Genomic DNA, 16,701 nt, shown 5'->3' with positions numbered 1-16,701 from the left:
TGGACAAGGCCCGCGCCGTCATCTCCGAGCTCATGGAGGCCTATCGCCACCACGCCTGGGCCCGGGACGCGCCGGGCCCCTCGACGTGTCCACGAAAGAAGAGGTCTATGCCCCCTGCCAGTTCCCGCCCCGTCACCCCTCTCGATGACGACGACTACCCCGCTTACACCATGGGCCGGGCAGCCGAGATGCTCGGCACCAAACCTGCCTTCCTCCGTGCCCTCGGCGAGCACCGCTTGATCACCCCTCTGCGCTCCGAAGGCGGCCACCGCCGCTACTCCCGCTACCAACTGCGCATCGCCGCCCGTGCTCGCGAACTCGTCGACCAGGGCACCCCCATCGAGGCCGCCTGCCGCATCGTCATCCTCGAAGACCAACTCGAAGAAGCCCAGCGCCTCAACAGCAACTGCGCACACAAGGCGGCGAGTCGCAGCCGAAGACCTCAGCCTGATGCCGGGCGCCGGCTGAACGCCGACCACCCGCGGATGAGGCCCTTTCAAGCCGTCGCCCACTCCACCCCAAGGTCGGCAGAGCCTGGAGTTAGCGAACGCTTAGCTGCTGCGGATGCAGCACCCCACGCTCGCGCCGCTGGACTGCGCGGGGCCTGTCGGAGGGGCCGTTGCCGGTCAAGGCCACGGTGGCCGCAATGGCCGCCGCCGATGTAGTGATCGGACTGTCGGCCACCTGGTACAAGCCCCAAGGGCTACTGATCAGCAACGATGATGTGACCGAGTTGGTCGCCCAGTCCGACGAGAAGCTGGCGCAGGTGCCGGACGGAGACGGCAGCGGGTGGTCACGCCGATAACAACCGAGGAGACACGATCGGCGTGCTGGAGCAGGCCGAGGAGGTCGCAGACGCGCTGGCGTACATCGTGCGTGAACTCTGCTGCCTCGAAAGAGGGGGGCGAGGCAGGAGTTGGCGCTGGATCCCGGTGGCCAGGCTGCGGCCGCTGCCGCGCTCCACACGGCCTCTCCAAGCGGTCGACGCACGTGGTGACCATCCAGGCGTCGGGGCACAACTCCACTCCTGATAAGGGCTATTCGGACGGGCGATGCCGGGTCAAGTCCTGTCTGGGGTGTCTGGTCAGGTCCGGTCTGTCGGACGGGCGGCAACGAGCCAATATGCTGAGCTCCGTTCGCACCATCGGGGAGAGACATGACAAGCAGGTTCACCGAGTTGGTTGTCGACTGCCACGATTCGGAGAGGCTCGCGGCCTTCTGGTGCGAGGTCCTGGACTTCAAGGTGATCGACCGGAGCGACGGCAAGGTCGAGATCGGCTCCTGGGTGCCGACCGTTGAGGACGTTCGGGCCCGCCAGATGCCGCCCACCCTGCTGTTCATCCAGGTGCCCGAGGGCAAGACAGCGAAGAACCGGCTTCACCTCGACGTCAGCCCGATCGACGGCAGCACCGACGACGAGGTGACGAGATTGCTCGGCCTTGGCGCCACCAAGACGGAGGTGGGCCAGGGCTCAGACCGAAACTGGGTAGTCATGGCAGACCCCGAGGGAAACGAGTTCGACGTCCTGCGCACCCTGGCGCCGCAGAACTAAGGGCTGCCCCGTAAGTGATCTCTGCTCTGCAGTGGGACAGCATCCTGTCCGACTGTTGCGGCCCTACTGGCCAGTGCGGCCGACTTCGCTCGCTTGCAAGGGCCTTGCCTTCGAGGGGGCCATGCCTGACATCGGGATCCCCTGAAACGGACTCGGCATGCCCAGAACTCGCCCTGCGAGCGTCCTTTGCGGATGGCGCCTGCTCTCCCTGCGCGATCCGTGGACGCGCCTTCCCCTTAAGCGTTCCCCCCTGACGCACCATCCGTGCGGTGCCCTCCCACTGGCACGGGGCCGTCAGTTCTGCGGGCTCGGCCGTCCCTGGGGATGATGTGGTTCGGCCTGGGCTCCGCGGTCATCAAGGTCCCAGGCCCTGGGAGCCGTTGGCGCCGGCTTGCAGGGCGAGGACTCCGTACGGAAATGCCCAGTACGGCGTCCCGTCGCGCACAGCGCCCACTGGACGGCGCGCGGGTGCGGCCACGCCGGCCGGGTTGGCGTTGCTGCCGCTGCGGCGGTGCGGTCGGTGGGCTGCTCCGACCTGCGGGCGCGAAGCCTCATGACGGGGCAGGGTTGGGTTCCCGGCTCAGCCGGGGCCGTTTAGCCGGGGCCGTTTCGTTTCCCGCACCGCCTCATGCCGAGACGTGCCAGGCGTCTATGCGAGTCACTTTCACCGCGACGGTGACCCGCTCCGCGATACCGAGGGCGGCGAGGTGGGCGATGACGGCCGCCGCCACCCGGTCGTGGACGGTCCGGGCGATGTCCAGCGCCCGCGGGCCCTCGGTCAGGACGCAGCGCACTTCGATGTGCCATCCCGAACCCTCCGGATCCGGGTCGGCGCGGACGCTCGCCTCGGGCGGGATGGGGGGAGGCGGGGTGGCCGGGCCGATGGAGGCGGCGGCCGCTGCGAGGCGGTGGGCGAGGCGGGGCTGCAGGCCCGCTACGCCGGGCACTGCGAGGGCCGCCTCGGCCGCGACCCCACGGAGCGTGGCCACGCGGATGCGGGTCACCATGTACCACCTCCGGTCGCGAGGCCGGGGCCGGTGCGGGGCGGCCCTGGGTCCAGTACGTCCACCACGGTGATGTCGACGGCCGTCACCGCGAGCCCCAGATCCTGTCCGGCCGAGTGGAGTACCGAGCGGCGCACCTGCAGGACCCGGTCGGGCAGCGGGTGGTCGAGTGCGGCGGCCAGAGTCATGGTCACGCGCACGTCGGTGCCGTCGCCCTCGGGTACGAGCCGGCAGGTCGCGGCCCTCGAGCCGGGTACCGCGTCCGCCGCCCGGCGCAGTGTCTTCGCCGCAGCGCTTTCGGTGATCCGCAGGTCCCGGTCCAGGTCGGCCAGTGGCACCAGTCGCCCGAGCCGGGCCTCGGCCCTGACGGCGTCCATGACGCGCTCGGCGAGGGCGTGCAGACCGGGAGGGTCCTCGGCGCGCAGCGCGCGGGTGGCCGTGTTCACCGTGGCCAGTCCCTCGACGGCCTCGCGGCAGTAGGGGCAGGACACCGCGTGCGTGTCCGTGGCCGGTGTCGCGTCCTGCGCCTGTTCCCAGGTCCGGCTGAGCAGCCGACCGCAGGGCAGCACCTCGTCACCAGCGAACAAGGCCACGTCGGCGGCTGGACCGGTGGAGGGCACGTCGACTGGGGGCGGTGCGGAAGGCCGCGTGTGCGGGTCGTCTAGCGCCATGGGTTCATCGCCTCCTGCAGGGATCGGCGTGCCCTGTACAGTCTGCCGCGCACCGTCGGCTCGCTGGTCCGCATCACGTGGGCTATCTCCTTGTAGGGGAGGCCCTGCACTTCCCTCAGGATCCAGCAGATCCGCTGGTCGGCGTCCAGTTCTGCGAGCGCGCGGGACAGGGCGGCGGTGGCCGCGTCCTGCTCGGCGGACCGGGAGGGCTGGCTCCACGCGTCGCCCGTCGCGGGTTCGGCGACGGTGTCCAGGGAGAGGGGTTGCGGTCGGCGCCGGCGCATGGTCAGGCAACGGTTGACGGTGATGCGGTATATCCAGGTTCGGAACTCCGCACCATGACGGTATTCCGGTAGCCGCCTCCAGGCACTGACGAAGGCGTCCTGGACGGCTTCCTCGGCGTCCTGGGGGTTGCCCAGCATGCAACGGGCCAGGGCCAGCAGGGACCGGCTGTGCCGCTGGACGAGAACGGCGAAGGCGTCCTCGTCGCCCTCGGACGCGCGCACGGCCAGCACGCCGTCCGGCAGGTCGTCTCCCGACCATGGGGAACCCAGACACTCGATCATGACGCCCCCGCAAGGCTCGGACATGTGTGTACCCCGGAGATGGATCTGTGATGCATGTCACATTCGACGGCTGTGAGGAATATGCCGTCCGGTATGTCCAATCTCTCGACGGGCACCACGCGGGTGCTCCACCGACCGATCGAGGCGACCGCCATGACGGACAACATCACCAGCGTCGGCGGGGGCGGCCGGCCCGACACGGCCGTGAGCGCGCTGAAAGGCCGTACCGGACCCGGAACTCCGGCCGAGACACGGGGGAGGACCACCATCGCGGACGGCGTGGTGGCCAAGATCGCGGGCATGGCCGCGCGTGAAGTACAAGGCGTCTACAGCCTGGGAGCCGGGATGGCCCGTGCCCTCGGCGCCGTGCGGGATCGCGTCCCCGGCGCGGGCGCAGGCGTAACGCGCGGCGTGAAGGTCGAGGTCGGCGAGCGCCAGGCCGCGGTGGACCTGGAAATCGTCGTGGAGTACGGCGTCTCCATCGTCGACGTCGCCGGCGGCGTACGCACCAATGTGATCAGCGCCGTGGAGCGGATGACAGGGCTGGAGGTGGTCGAGGTGAACATCGCCGTCAACGACGTCCACCTCCCCGACGACGAAGACGCCGAACCGGACGAGGGCCGCGTGAGGTGATCGGCTGCCGCGTCAGTGGAACAGCCGGCCACACGGACGGCGACGCAGGTCGGCGAGAGGGGTGAGTGCACGATGAACGCAGCAACGACGGGCCTCGCGGCCGGCATGGCCTTGGGCTTCGCCGGCTACTTCGGCGGCTTCTGGGCATTTCTGCTCGTTCTGGTCCTCGGCACGGCCGGGCTGATTGTCGGCCTTGCCGTACAGGGCGACCTCGACCTCCGTAACCGGAGGCAGCGATGACGACCAGGCCCGGTCTGCCGTCCTTTGACGACGGGGCGCGCTCACCGGTGCGGGCCGCCGGTCTGCCGCCTCCGGCCGAACGGGGCGCCACCGTCATCCCGGAGAAGGTGGTCGCCCGGATCGCCGCCCAGGCCGCACGCACGGCTCAGTCGCGCCGCGCCGCCGTACCGCCCGACCGGAGCGAACCCTCGGCGCCCGCGGCCTCCGCGGCTGCCCGTGCCGGATCGGTGCGCCTGCATCTGGCCATGGACCTGCCTTACCCCACCAACATCCCCGAGGTCTGCGAACGGATACGGCACGACGTGGCCGAGCGCGTGGCGCACCTGACCGGGCTGGAGGTGGCAGAGGTCACTCTCACCGTCCGGCGCCTGCTCACCGCCACCGAGGCGAACTGGAGACGGGTCCTGTGAGCCACCACCAAGCCCCGGCCGGCCGACACACCACGCAGGGATGCCGGCTGGCACCTGCGCAGGAAGGAGGTCCGGTATGAACACAGACCCGGATCCTCCCACCCAAGGCGCGGCGCCCTCGGCGCGCCATGCCACCTTGCCGCTGGCGAAGGCTCCCGGGGAGCCGAGGGAGCCGGTAGAGCCCGGTCCGCCCGGACACGGGGCGACCACTTCGCCGGACCTGGCAGCGGGCCGACGCGGCAGAGGGCACAAGACCCACCGCCCGTGGTCCGCCCGCCGCCTTCCCGCCGTGCTGGTCGCCTCCGTGCTTCTCGTCGCGGCGGGCGCCGCGCTGTTCGACGTCGTCGCCGTACGGGCGGGACGCCCTGCGGCAGCCTGGCGCCGGAGGCTGGCCGACGAACTGGCCGCACGCCCCGTGGACGACGTGTGGATACTCACGGGAGCGGCCGTCGCCGTCGCCGCCGGCGTCTGGCTGATCGTCCTGGCCCTCACCCCTGGTCTGCGCCACTGGCTGCCCCTGCGCTCCCCCGCGTCAGGGCTGCGGGCCTCCCTGGACCGCGACGGCGCCGCAGACCTGTTGCGCGACGCCGCCATGCGGGTACCCGGAGTCGGCAAGGCGCGCGTCCGGGTGCGGCGCCACCGCGTCAAAGCCCGCGCTGACGTCCGCTTCCGCGACCCCCGACAGGTCAAGGACGATCTCACCACTGCCTTGGACGACGAGCGCGACCGGCTCGCCCTCGCCCGCCCTCCCCGCATCGTCGTACGCGCGCGGCGACGCACCGACTGACCGGAAACCCCCACCACCGGAGCCCGCAATGAGGCCGCGACCCGTGCTCAACCGCAGTCTGCTGGCCCTCGCCGGGCTCGTACTGCTCGGCGGCGGTCTGCTGATCCTCTTCGCCGGGCTCGACGTCTACCGCCGACACGATCTGGTCCCGCCCGTTGGCTGGCCCCTGACCACCCCGGACGACGTCCTGCTCGGCTCCGCCGACCGGGCCCGCTGGAGCAGCCAGGGCTGGTGGTGGTGGCCCGCGGTCATCACCGCTCTGGCCCTCGCCGCCCTGTTCGCCCTGTGGTGGCTGCTCAGCCAACTCCACCGACACCGCCCCGGGTCGCTGCCCGTCGGCGGCACACCCCCACTGGAGGGCGTCGAACTGCGCGACCGCGCGCTCAGCGACGCGATCACCGCAGAAGCCGGTGCCCTGCCCGGCGTCGAGCGGACAGCCGTACGGATCACTGGCCGGCCCGCCCATCCCTACACCTACGTCAGACTCACTCTCACCCCTCAGGCGCCACCCGGCGCCGTCCTCGACGCCCTCTGCCAAGGCCCGCTCCGAACCGCCCGTCGCTGCACCGGCTCCCCGCACACCCCCACTGAAGTCCGCCTACAGGTCGCCCGCCACCAACCGCACCGCGCGGAGTGAGGAGGAACCCAACCGTCCCCGTGCCCTCCTTGTCGCAAGGGAGAGATCATGATCATCCTCGGCATCATTCTGCTCGTCGTCGGCTTCCTCACCGGGATATCCATCCTGTGGACCATCGGGATCGTCCTGCTGGTCATCGGAGCCATCCTGTGGGTCCTCGGGTCGGTGGGTCACGCCGTCGCCGGGCGACGTCACTACTGGTGAACGAGCACATACGGACCGCGGGCCCCTGATCCGACGTCGGCGCCGCGTGTGGGTGACCGGGGGCAGTTCCGGCGGACGGCGACGCGTGCCGGAGCCGTCCGGCGCACGTCGTGCGCCCGGCTGAGGCGTTCGAGGGGCGGATGAGGGCGGCGTAAAGCGCGACCTGACCGCGGTCGACTCCGTGCCGGGAGCGAGTGGGTCGCCATGACGTGATGGAACTGAGTGCAGACAAGTCCCGCCCCCAACAGGGCGGTCACCCTGTTTGCACCCAGCTAGCGATCGCCCAGCGCACTGCGGAGAGCAGGGCGAGGGTGAGGACGCAGAGGGCCGGGCAGGGGCGTGGGACGGCGTGGATGTGCCGGTCGGCCGGCAGGTCGGGGGCGTACCGAGCGCCGGGCGTGCGGTCGTTGTGGAACAAGGAGCCGACGCGCCTGCAGCACTCCGCGCAACTGGTCCGATCATGTAGTCGCGCGCGTCACTGAGAGCCTCTTCGGCGTCCCACTCGATCCCGCGTAGCGGTCGGAGCGCCCGGGCCCGCATGACGGCCAGTTCGGCCGGTGTCCAGCCGCTCTTCCGTGCCAGTGGAGCCAGGCGAGCCAGCAGCATCCCGTGGCGCCCTGTTCTCCACATGCGGCTGCTGGAATCACCGCACAGACTGGGAAGAGGCGAAGGGATTAGCGCGGCCACCGGTTGCTGCTCCATTCGAATCATTCGCCTGCGGGGTGCGGGGCCCTTGCGCGGGCGTCACTGGCCAGCCGGAGCGGCGTCTGCTCGGCAGCCCTTTGAAGGGAAATCTGATGGCTGATGTACCCAAGATCGCTCTTGCCGCCGCGGTTGTCGGCGGGTACGTCCTGGGCCGGACCAAGAAGGGACGCGTCGCGTTCGGGATGGCGACCTACCTGGCCGGCCGTCGGTTCGGGTTGGAACCGCAACAGCTGCTGACGGAGGGGGTCAAGAGGTTGCGCGAGGTGCCCCAGTTCGCTGACCTCAACGACCAGCTCCTCGGCGAGGCCCTCCCAGCAGGGCGCAAAGCGCTGAGCGCGGTGGCCGACCGCCAACTCGCCGGTCTCGCCGACAACTTGACCCAGCGCACCCAACGCATAGGCGGTATGCGCAAGGAGGAACCGGAGGAGGAGGACGAGATCGAGGAAGAGGGGGAGGACGAGTACGAGGAGCCCGAAGACGAGGGAGCCGAAGCCGAGGACGACTTCGAAGAGGAGGAGGAAGAGGAAGAAGAACCTGAGGAGGAGCCGGAGGGGGAAGAGGAAGAGCCGGAAAAGCCAGCGCCACGGCGTCGCCGTTCAGCCCGGAAGCCGGACGAGGGCGAGGGTGCGGGCGCCCGGCGCGGTCGTGAGCGTCGTCCCGAGAAGGCCGCAGGTCGTAGGGAGCCTGTGAAGAAGGCGGCTCCCGCGAAGAAGGCGGCTCCCGCGAAGAAGGCGACGGCGAAGAAGGCGGCTCCCGCGAAGGAGACACCGGCGGCCAAGTCCACGGTTCCGTCGAAGAAGACCGCCGCGAAGAAGACGGCAAAGAAGGAATCGCCACGGCGGCGGAGGTAGCGACATGGCCGACACAGCACCTGACACCAAAAGCGAGCAGGGCTCGGGAGCTGACCAGCTGCGCGGCGCGCTCAAAGAGTTCGCGGGCGCGCAGGTGCAGCACCTGGCTGGCAAGGCCGGCGACAAGTTGGGGGACGTCACCCGCGGACTCACGGATGTGGCGCAGAACGGCGGTGTGCTGCCCAAGGCGGGTATGCGGATACTCCAGGGTGATTCACCGTTCAAGGCCCTGATCGGCGAGAAGGCGAAGAGCATGAAGGACAACGTCGTCGACAAGGTCAAGGGGGCGTTCGGCGGCGGAGGTGGCAAGGGCCGCGGGTCCGGCACCACAAAGGTCATGAACATCATCGAAGTGCTGGACGTCGGCATACCGCTACGCGACGCATACGACCACTGGACCCAGTACGACAAGTTCAGCAGCTTCACCAAGGGCGTCCGCAGCGCCTCGAAGGGCAAGGAGGATGCCGAGAGCGATTGGAAGGTCAAGGTCGGGCCATCCACCCGCGGCTGGAAGGCCACGGTCCAGGAGCAGATCCCGGACGAACGCATCGTGTGGACCTCGGAGGGGGCCAAGGGCACCACGCGGGGTTGCGTCAGCTTCCACGAACTGACACCCACACTGACGCGCATCGTCCTGGTGGTCGAGTACTACCCTTCCGGATTCTTCGAGAAGACCGGCAATATCTGGCGCGCCCAGGGGCGGCGCCTGCGACTGGACTTCAAGCACTTCCAGCGCTACGTCACCCTGACCGACGAGGAACCGGAAGGCTGGCGTGGCGAAATCCGCGATGGTGAAGTGGTCCGTACCCACGAGGAAGCCATCGAGGAGGAAGAGGCCGCCGGCAAAGAGGAAGACGACACTTCCGCCGACGACGAATACGCCGACGAGGAAGACGCAGATGACGAATACCCCGAAGACGAAGAAGAGGAGGACGAATACGACGAAGACGAAGACGAAGACGAAGACGAAGATGAAGAGAACAGAGAAGAGGAAGGCAGAAGGGAGAGCCGGTGATCGTCGGCCCGCGTCGCGACGGCGTCGGCAGCGCGAGTGGGCTGGGCGATCCTGGCGTTCAGGGCGGTCACTCGCCCTCGGCAACTCACGGGCATCAGGACGCTGTCCTCAGATGGTCGATCGCGGCGTCACGATCTCCTGCCTTCATGGTGAGGGCCACCAACTCGCGGAAGGAAAAGCATCCCTGTGGCGATATGTGGCCAGTAGACAGCGGTCCGCGAAGAGCTCCGCCGCAGTGGTCCAGCCGGCGAATCTCAGATGTCGCAGCTGCTGGATGACGGCGACCGACGGGTCGAGCAGACCGCGCTCGGCGCCGTAGCCGCTGTGGGTGAGGCCGCGCGTGACGCCGAGACCTGTGTTCGTGCAGAGGATGAGCCGTCGTAGCTTTGACGGCGGGACGATGTCCGACGGTGTGACCGCCGTGGATGAGCCGGACTGAGCGGCATACGTGGTTTCTCGGCCTTGATGCCGATGGCGCGGCCGGGATCACGGGTTGTCGCTTGGGACGGGCATCGCATTGACACGAGCCGACACGGGACTTTGACTGGCAACACGGCTCAGGGCCATGCCGCTCAGGAAATTGGACACGACGCACAGGAAACGGCACTTGATGATGTACGACCAGACACGCGCTCAACAGCCTGCGGACCAGCCCCGCGGCGTCGCGGGGCGCCGCGCTCCCGGCCCGGTACCGCTGTTCCCGTCGGACGAGCGCGACAAGATCGTCCGTCGTCTCGGACGGGCCGTCAACACGTTCCCCGACACTCCGCGTGAGTCCCTGGAGGAAGCCGAAGGCGCCTTCGACGAGACAACCGCCCAGCTCATGGAGGCCCTCGCCGAACAGCGACGTACCCTCCGCGCGGCCTGGCAGGACCACGATCCCGAGACACAGTCCGCCGAGCTCCACCTCGCGCTGCGGCAGTACCGGGAGATCACTCAACGCCTGCTCCGCCTCTAATGGTGCAGTCCGCTTCAGCCGAAGCTTGGGCGGTGCGGTCGCAGACGAGGGTGTGCCGGAGACCTACGGTGCCATCACCGGCAGAAGATGAACGTACACGCCGCCGCGGCAGCTTGTTCGGATTGCGTCGCCCCTGACCGTGCCCACGATGACGGAAATGACTACCGGAGAGCGCACGCGGGCCCCGAGACGTCACGCGGGAGTCCGGAAGAGGAGCCGGCACCGACGGGCAGGAGTTGTGCGGTATCGCGGTGGCCCCCGCGCTCCGGGCCTTCAATGGAGTTCACACCGACATCGAGCGGCTGGCTGCAAGCCTGTAGGCACTCGTGGTGTGACCAAATGCTTCCTGTGGTGAGGCGACGTTGGGGATGCCAGGGCGCGGGTTCAGAGTTGAACGACGACGAGAGCGATGTCGTCGTCTGGGCCGTCCTTTTGTGGTTGACGGAACCTGACCACTGCCGGGTGTGCTCATTCCTCGACGTCTACCCCAGCCAGACCGGTCTCCGCCAACCGACACTCGCAGCAACTCGGAAGGCGTTGCGGGCTGGTGCACCGGCTACCAGCCAGCCTCAGCAGCTCCCATTGCCCACTACAGCTCCAGTGGCCGCCAGCTGATGGAGCTTGTCGCCGATCACCTCCAGGGGTTCGCGCTGCCTGTCCATGAGCCCGTCCAGACCAGACGTCGGCCACTGGGGGTGCAGACACCGATATGGCTGATGATGCGCAGATCGCGGACCGCCGACTCGACCGGAGTGAAAACGAGGCGCTGATAGGCATGGCTCGGATGGGCGCCGATGCGTGTGGATACGCAGCGAAGCTGTGTAGCGACCGCGGCCTCACCCAGCCGCTGCGCCTGCGGCTCTCGCAGCTCAACGCCTGCACCTACTGGCTCAACCTGCACTACGAGGCGGCGCGTGAGCGGGGCATCTCCCGCCACGCGACCCGGATCGACGCCCTGGCCGCGTGGTGGAGACCCAGCTGCACCGCGAGGCCGAGGAGGCGGCGCTCCGCTACGCCGAGGCACTTACCCGCGTCGCCGACACCGACCGTCACGCGGTGCTCCAGCTCTACCACGACGCGCTCGCTGCGCACTTCAGCCCGGAGGAAATGCTCGAGATCGCCGCCGACGTCGTCAACATGAACGTCTCGACCCGCATCAAGTTCGCTGAAGGTGCGATGCCGGGCCCGGCGGGTTGAGCGGCCTCGGCGTGTGGCTCCTTGCCGGTGGTCTGTCCTCAGCGGCCGGGGAACCGCTCCGTGATCTCCTGCAACACCCATCCGTTGCCGTCCGGGTCGGCGAAGGAAGCGTAGGAGGAGTAGGTGTTGGCCTCCGGGTGGCGGCCCGCCAGCCGCTCCTGACCCGGCAGGGAGTGGGTGACGTCTCCGCCCTCATGGCCGTGGAACAGCACACCGTTCGCGTCGTGGAAGACGTCGCTGATGCCGACGCCCCGGTCGGCGAGCTCGGCGCGGGCCGCGTTGATGTCGGAGACGATGAGGTACAGGCCCTGCACTGAACCGGGCTCGGCGGCGGTCATGCCCTCGCCGAACATGATCGAGCAGCCGGAGCCGGGCGGGGTGAAGTGCACACACCGGAAGTCGCCGCCGGCACCCGTGTCGAGGTCCAGGCGGAAGCCCAGCTTGTCGTAGAAGGCCTTTGCCCGGTCCGTGTCGGAGACGGGCAGCACGAGGACTTCGAGCTTCAGATCCACGGGGACGTCCTTGGGTGTGGGGGAGGTGGAGCTGTCCTTACCGTGTCCGCCCGCCGCTCAAACCGCGGCGCAGCGAATGGCGGCGGCTGCTCACCCGCGCCCATCCCTTCGGCGGCCTCGGTCACCACCGGCGAGCCGGTCGCCCGGTCGACCCGTCACGGACCTGCGCTGACCGACGGTCAGCCAGCCCTCCACGGGAAGCGCGCCAGAGCCCGAGAAGTGACGGCAGCATGGGCGCGATCCCGTCGGCCCCGGCACCCGCGAGGGCGGCGGGGCCGAGGGCTGGGAGCTGTCAGCGGGTTGGGTCTTGGGCTCGGGTTCTCGCGAGGTGGTGAGAGTCGGTGCCCTGACCCCGGTCAGGCCTCAACGTGGGCGGCCAGGCCGGCGAGGATCATCGTGCTGCCCTGCCGGGCCTGTTCGCGTGCCTCCGTGGTCGCGTTGGTCTGGTCGATGGTGACCTTCGCGCCGTCCCCGTGCTCCTCGAACGTGATCGCCATGACGTCGGCAGGGGCGTGGGGCACATCCATCGTGAGGACGAGCCGACGGCCTTCCTCGACCTCCAGGAAGTTGCCCGTGAGCGGGTAACGCTCGCCTTCCGGGCCAAGCAGTGTGGCCTTCCAGGCGCCCCCCGCTCGTACATCTATTTCGACGCTGCCCTCGGCCGCGCCGAACCAGGCCGGCCACTCCGCAGCCGTCGTGTACGCCGCCCAGGCGCGGGCGACCGGGGCGGCCATGGTGCGTGAGACGGTGTAGGGGAAACCGGTGGTGGTGTTCTCGCTCATCTCAGAACCTCTCGCGTGTCAGTGGCCCAAGTTGACCCTGTTGTTGAAGGGTTGACCAACTAGGAGACGGGAACTCATCGGCATCTCGATGGGGGATCACACTGGATGTGAGTGAGTTGGTGTTCCAGCTTTCGCATGATCCGCGACCCGGGCGACGCGTTGATCGAGCCGGGCGAAATCCTCGTAGCGCCGACGACCAACCCGGGCTGGACACCGCTGTTCCTCACCGCGGCCGGGCTCGTCACCGAGACCGGCGCAGTGATGGCGCACGGATCTACCGTGGCACGGGAGTACGGCATCCCCGCCGTGATCTGCGTCCCGGACGCCACCGAACGCATCCGGACCGGGCAGCTGATCACGGTTGACGGCTCCACGGGAACGATCACCATCGAGCACCTGTCACCGGGCAACACAACGGCGACCTGACGCGTAAGCGCGGAGCGCCTGTGACTCCCCATGGATGCGGGTCTCGCGGCCCGTCGAAGGCAGTAGGTAGCCCACCGCAGCCGTGGTCGGCCCAACGGCCATGTGATCGCACGGGCCGGGCAGCCGGACCGGCGTCGTCTGCCACCGGGAAGCGGAAGCGACGATGCCTGGCGAGCTCGTGATGCGTGAACACTGTGTCCCCAGTGAGGTGAGCGGCGTATTTCGGGTAGAACGACTGTTGGCTCGTGCGATTGCAGGGAGCCGGAACATGCCTGGATGAGGGCTGTTCCTGGGCACGGACGAAGGATCGACCGGTATGGCAAGTGGCACCGTGAAGTGGTTCAACGCCGAAAAGGGCTTCGGCTTCATCGAGCAGGACGGCGGAGGCCCGGACGTCTTCGCGCACTACTCCGAGATCAAGGGCAGCGGATACCGCGAGCTGACCGAGGGCGAACACGTCACCTTCGACATCGGCCAGGGACAGAAGGGCCCGCAGGCCCAGAACATCGTCCGAGGCTGACCGGACGCAGCAGGCAGAGCCAGGCAGCCGCATGGCTCTGCCTGCCCGTGGCCGTCGCCTGCCCGGGCACCGAGCGTCAACCACGATAACGAGCCTCCCCGGGGTAGGGCAGCGGCGCGGGCCCAGGCCAGAGCGGCGCTCCGCCCCGCCGGGACCGGCCGCACGACCGCCGCGCCGCAACGTGGGTGCCGGCTTTCCAGCGGGACGAGGACAAGGCCTGAAGGACCCCCGCCACACCTACAGCCGCACGCCCCTGCACGACGTCGTCGGCACCTGACAGCTGTGCGTTGCCGCGGCGCCGGTTGTCGACGCGTACATGGACGGTGGCTGCGGTGAGGCCGGCCTCATGGGCCTGTCCGATGTCCTCGGTGCCCGGCGGTGACCGATCAGCGTAGAGGTGGGCTGGCCGGCGGCCCTTCTGGAGTTGAGCCAGGGGTGCTGCAGAATGCGACCGAAGGCCGTCGTTGAGGGTCTGGCCTGCCGCGGCATCCCGCCCGGGACCGTCCGATGCGACTGCACCTGGCCACCCGGGCCCGCGACGATGTACCAGCTCTGCTCCGGGACGTCAGCCGAACCGCCGGCCGCGGTGGCAAGGCGAGCACGGCCGTTCGGCGGCCAGAAGTGCCATTTGCCGGAGGACGGAGCTGGTGAGGCGGCAGTCAGCGCGGTGGGGCGAGGGCTATGAGCGTTCGTTGCCGGTTTGGGGCTGGGCGGATACTTCTTGCTGGCAGGCTCCACACAATTCATGGCGGCCGTCGGATGTGACAACGGTTCCCCACCCGAGGCAGTGATCGCAGTTCAGTGCCTCTGACAGATCGGGGTGAGGGGGTGGAGGGATGTGAGGGAAGCGGGGTCCCTGGGTCATGCGGCGTGTAACTCCTCGGCGGTCGCATTCCTCAGACGTATGGGTCTATTTTTACCTATAAGTCACTCTTTTCAAGAGGGTGGCGTGAATCAGGTCAGCACGGCTGCCGCTGCTCTTGCCACCCGGCTTGCGCTTGCCATGGAAGAGGGGCCCATCCAGACGTCCATGAATGTGGCGCCCTTGCAGGCGCGGTTGTGTCCTTCAGCGACGTGATCGACAACGGCTCACCTCCGCTTGCGCGGAGAAGGCGCGTACCTGGACCGGGTCCTCGTGGGCCCGGTTCGGCCCACTCCGCTCGAGCGGTGGCACGACCACAGCCGGAGGACGACCGTGGTGGCCCACCTACCCCGGGAATCCCTTCACGCAGCGGAGCCCGCAAGAATCGTCTGATCAGGTCCAGGTGTGCCAGGTTGTATGCCCATGGCCACCCGTGCCGGGTCTCGGTCTGCAGCCAGAGACGGACATCGAAGTACGGACCCATGGCCGGCGCGTGTCGGTCGCGGTGCAAGGCCACACCGCCGCGGCCCCATTCCTTCGCCGTTTCGCAGCTCCGGCAAGCGGGACGCCTTGGCGCGAAGAGGCCCTGGTCGTGCAACCGGGGGGCGGGTTTGGTGCTGTACCGACATGCGCGACCTTCTCGCAGCCAGGACAGCGCACGAGAACCGACGCCAGAAAGTCGTACTTCGTGCTGCGAGGGTCCCGGAACCGGTGGTGCGCGGAGATCGAACTCATCGGGACCAGTATGCGAGTCACGCCCCGAAGGCTCCTGCGGGTTGAGTCTCAAGTTGGTCGAAGGCGCATTTCGAGGCTGGACGTTGAAGAACGAGCTGAACCAGAAATCCCGCGCTCAAGCGCGGGAGACGTCAGAACAGTGATCATTCGCCCCGGTCGTCACCTGGGGCGATCGGTATCGCCGCGTGCGACGTAACTCTGAGTGACATCACAGGCGCTAACCCCGTAGCTGCGCCCGCTCGGCCGGGCGACGCAGGCGGGCTTTGCCGTCCTTTGGGCTGTACGAGATGGCCACGAGGGCGATGTCGTCGTCGAGGCGCATCTCACCGCCGACGTGCTCGGCGAGGCCGTCCAGGACATGCCGGATGAGGTCGCCGGGCCCGGCGTGGCGCCAGGAGACGATCCTGCCGTGGAGGTCGTAGAAGCGGCCGGCGGTGTCCCGGGCCTCCATCGCCCCGTCGGTGTAGAGGAGGATGGTGCTGTGCTGGTCGAGCATGAAGGTGTCTACGGCGTAGTCCCGGGCGTGGACGCTGTTGAGGCCGATGGGCGGCGAGGGGATGCCGGGCGGCACCGCGCGAGCACCGGCCCGCGAGACCAGATACAGAGGGGGATGGCCGCAGTTGATCATGTGAACTTCCGCTGAGCTGTCGGGGATCTCCAATATCAGCAGGGTCAGGAACCGCTCCGACACGTCTCCCTCCCTGAGCTCCGCGTCCTCGAAGTGGGCCCGCATGCCTACCTCTAGATGGGCCACGAGTTGCGGAAGTGTGAGTGCCTTGTGGGGCGCCCCGCGGAACGCGGCGAGCAGCGCGGCCGCGTCGTCCACGGCGGGGAGGCCCTTGCCCTTGACGTCCCCGATGACGACCCGCAGGGCTCCCTCGGTCCGCGCCGCCGCGTAGAGGTCGCCGCCGACCAGCGCGTGCGGGTGCGACGCGTGGTAGACGGCCGCGATGCGCAGGTCGCCGACGCGTGGCGGCAGGGGCCTGAGCAGGATGCGCTGGACCGTCTCGGACACCGTGCGGACCTCGGTCAGCTCGCGTATGTTCCGTTCTTTGTACCGGCCGAACGTGATCACGAACGCCGACACGAGGGCGATCGCCAGCAGGTGGACGGCGAAGATGGAGGTGTCGAGCAGGTTGTCGTAGGTGTCGAGCGCGAGTGCGCCGAGACAGGAAAGGACAGCGGACAGTGCCGTCATCCGGCTGCCGGCGAGAGCGGCGGTCGTGGCCGGGACGACGACCATCAGCGAGCCGAGGTGCTCCGACTTCGGCAGCATGAAGCCAACGGCGAGAATCACGGCGAGCATGCTGAGCGTGACGACGAGCGGGCCCCGGCCGTGGACGGTGAAAGACTGCCACGAACCCCACAAACTCGTCCCCGGACCCCGGCGCGACGCTGTGCCGCGGGGGCGATGCGGATCAGAAGCTGGCCGCT

20 protein-coding genes and 1 pseudogene are annotated in these 16,701 nt (G+C 68.8%); 15 read left to right on the top strand and 6 right to left on the bottom strand.

The window, feature by feature from the left end; genetic code table 11:
* The first annotated feature begins 107 nt into the window (after positions 1 to 107).
* From AB0O67_RS01725 to AB0O67_RS01715, 3 genes and pseudogenes are all read left to right on the top strand, one after another.
* A pseudogene (locus AB0O67_RS01725) lies at positions 108 to 451 on the top strand (MerR family transcriptional regulator).
* A gap of 168 nt (positions 452 to 619) precedes the next feature.
* Positions 620 to 805, top strand: coding sequence for a hypothetical protein (locus AB0O67_RS01720; protein ID WP_365444382.1), 186 nt, complete (start codon positions 620 to 622; stop codon positions 803 to 805).
* Positions 806 to 1,156: 351 nt separating this feature from the next.
* The gene (locus AB0O67_RS01715) at positions 1,157 to 1,552 is read left to right on the top strand and encodes a VOC family protein (protein ID WP_365444379.1); all 396 of its coding nucleotides are present in this window, start codon (positions 1,157 to 1,159) and stop codon (positions 1,550 to 1,552) included.
* 626 nt (positions 1,553 to 2,178) lie between these two features.
* On the opposite strand, the gene AB0O67_RS01710 is transcribed toward AB0O67_RS01715, so the two are convergent.
* From AB0O67_RS01710 to AB0O67_RS01700, 3 genes are all read right to left on the bottom strand, one after another.
* Positions 2,179 to 2,559, bottom strand: coding sequence for a hypothetical protein (locus tag AB0O67_RS01710; RefSeq protein WP_365444376.1), 381 nt, complete (start codon positions 2,557 to 2,559; stop codon positions 2,179 to 2,181).
* Entirely contained in the window at positions 2,553 to 3,149 is a 597-nt protein-coding gene (locus AB0O67_RS01705; RefSeq protein ID WP_365444373.1) for a hypothetical protein, read from the bottom strand. The genes AB0O67_RS01710 and AB0O67_RS01705 overlap by 7 nt, the downstream gene beginning before the upstream one ends.
* 68 nt (positions 3,150 to 3,217) lie before the next feature.
* Positions 3,218 to 3,793, bottom strand: coding sequence for a sigma-70 family RNA polymerase sigma factor (locus AB0O67_RS01700; RefSeq protein WP_365444370.1), 576 nt, complete (start codon positions 3,791 to 3,793; stop codon positions 3,218 to 3,220).
* Positions 3,794 to 3,946: 153 nt separating this feature from the next.
* On the opposite strand from AB0O67_RS01700, the gene AB0O67_RS01695 reads away from it, so the two are divergent.
* From AB0O67_RS01695 to AB0O67_RS01650, 10 genes are all read left to right on the top strand, one after another.
* Positions 3,947 to 4,426: an Asp23/Gls24 family envelope stress response protein gene (locus AB0O67_RS01695; RefSeq protein ID WP_365444400.1), complete on the top strand. Its 480-nt coding sequence runs from the start codon at positions 3,947 to 3,949 to the stop codon at positions 4,424 to 4,426.
* 72 nt (positions 4,427 to 4,498) lie between these two features.
* The gene (locus tag AB0O67_RS01690; RefSeq protein ID WP_365444367.1) at positions 4,499 to 4,666 is read left to right on the top strand and encodes a hypothetical protein; all 168 of its coding nucleotides are present in this window, start codon (positions 4,499 to 4,501) and stop codon (positions 4,664 to 4,666) included.
* Positions 4,663 to 5,076, top strand: a complete 414-nt coding sequence (locus AB0O67_RS01685) for an Asp23/Gls24 family envelope stress response protein (protein WP_365444364.1) — start codon at positions 4,663 to 4,665, stop codon at positions 5,074 to 5,076. The genes AB0O67_RS01690 and AB0O67_RS01685 overlap by 4 nt, the downstream gene beginning before the upstream one ends.
* A gap of 289 nt (positions 5,077 to 5,365) precedes the next feature.
* On the top strand, positions 5,366 to 5,863 hold the full coding sequence (locus AB0O67_RS01680; RefSeq protein ID WP_365444361.1) for a DUF6286 domain-containing protein: 498 nt from the start codon (positions 5,366 to 5,368) through the stop codon (positions 5,861 to 5,863).
* Between the two features lie 43 nt (positions 5,864 to 5,906).
* Positions 5,907 to 6,500 carry an alkaline shock response membrane anchor protein AmaP gene (locus AB0O67_RS01675; protein WP_365444358.1) on the top strand — a complete coding sequence of 198 codons (594 nt, stop codon included), beginning with the start codon at positions 5,907 to 5,909 and terminating at the stop codon, positions 6,498 to 6,500.
* A 48-nt stretch (positions 6,501 to 6,548) separates the two neighbouring features.
* The gene (locus AB0O67_RS01670; RefSeq protein WP_365444355.1) at positions 6,549 to 6,704 is read left to right on the top strand and encodes a DUF6131 family protein; all 156 of its coding nucleotides are present in this window, start codon (positions 6,549 to 6,551) and stop codon (positions 6,702 to 6,704) included.
* A gap of 797 nt (positions 6,705 to 7,501) precedes the next feature.
* Positions 7,502 to 8,260, top strand: coding sequence for a histone protein (locus tag AB0O67_RS01665; RefSeq protein ID WP_365444352.1), 759 nt, complete (start codon positions 7,502 to 7,504; stop codon positions 8,258 to 8,260).
* A 4-nt stretch (positions 8,261 to 8,264) separates the two neighbouring features.
* Positions 8,265 to 9,275, top strand: coding sequence for an SRPBCC family protein (locus AB0O67_RS01660; RefSeq protein WP_365444349.1), 1,011 nt, complete (start codon positions 8,265 to 8,267; stop codon positions 9,273 to 9,275).
* Between the two features lie 610 nt (positions 9,276 to 9,885).
* The gene (locus tag AB0O67_RS01655) at positions 9,886 to 10,233 is read left to right on the top strand and encodes a hypothetical protein (RefSeq protein ID WP_365444346.1); all 348 of its coding nucleotides are present in this window, start codon (positions 9,886 to 9,888) and stop codon (positions 10,231 to 10,233) included.
* A gap of 963 nt (positions 10,234 to 11,196) precedes the next feature.
* Positions 11,197 to 11,430 carry a hypothetical protein gene (locus AB0O67_RS01650; RefSeq protein WP_365444343.1) on the top strand — a complete coding sequence of 78 codons (234 nt, stop codon included), beginning with the start codon at positions 11,197 to 11,199 and terminating at the stop codon, positions 11,428 to 11,430.
* A 38-nt stretch (positions 11,431 to 11,468) separates the two neighbouring features.
* On the opposite strand, the gene AB0O67_RS01645 is transcribed toward AB0O67_RS01650, so the two are convergent.
* Both AB0O67_RS01645 and AB0O67_RS01640 read right to left on the bottom strand, forming a co-directional pair.
* Positions 11,469 to 11,942: a VOC family protein gene (locus AB0O67_RS01645; protein WP_365444340.1), complete on the bottom strand. Its 474-nt coding sequence runs from the start codon at positions 11,940 to 11,942 to the stop codon at positions 11,469 to 11,471.
* Positions 11,943 to 12,298: 356 nt separating this feature from the next.
* Positions 12,299 to 12,724: an SRPBCC domain-containing protein gene (locus AB0O67_RS01640; RefSeq protein WP_365444337.1), complete on the bottom strand. Its 426-nt coding sequence runs from the start codon at positions 12,722 to 12,724 to the stop codon at positions 12,299 to 12,301.
* A 135-nt stretch (positions 12,725 to 12,859) separates the two neighbouring features.
* Between AB0O67_RS01640 and AB0O67_RS01635 the strand changes: the two genes are divergently transcribed.
* Together AB0O67_RS01635 and AB0O67_RS01630 are read left to right on the top strand one after the other, a co-directional pair.
* A complete protein-coding gene (locus AB0O67_RS01635) occupies positions 12,860 to 13,150 on the top strand; it encodes a PEP-utilizing enzyme (RefSeq protein WP_365444334.1) in 291 nt (96 codons plus the stop codon).
* A 316-nt stretch (positions 13,151 to 13,466) separates the two neighbouring features.
* Positions 13,467 to 13,670 (top strand): cold-shock protein, encoded by a 204-nt coding sequence (locus AB0O67_RS01630; protein WP_055711351.1) that lies wholly within the window; start codon positions 13,467 to 13,469, stop codon positions 13,668 to 13,670.
* 1,814 nt (positions 13,671 to 15,484) lie between these two features.
* Here AB0O67_RS01630 and AB0O67_RS01625 read toward each other — a convergent pair.
* The gene (locus AB0O67_RS01625) at positions 15,485 to 16,564 is read right to left on the bottom strand and encodes a PP2C family protein-serine/threonine phosphatase (protein ID WP_365444332.1); all 1,080 of its coding nucleotides are present in this window, start codon (positions 16,562 to 16,564) and stop codon (positions 15,485 to 15,487) included.
* Positions 16,565 to 16,701 lie beyond the last annotated feature (137 nt).

Origin of the sequence: Streptomyces sp. NPDC086077 (assembly GCF_040686175.1) — a bacterium.
Classification (GTDB): domain Bacteria; phylum Actinomycetota; class Actinomycetes; order Streptomycetales; family Streptomycetaceae; genus Streptomyces.
Note: the sequence above shows the minus strand (reverse complement) of the source record. Positions and strands in the feature narration are given on the sequence as shown.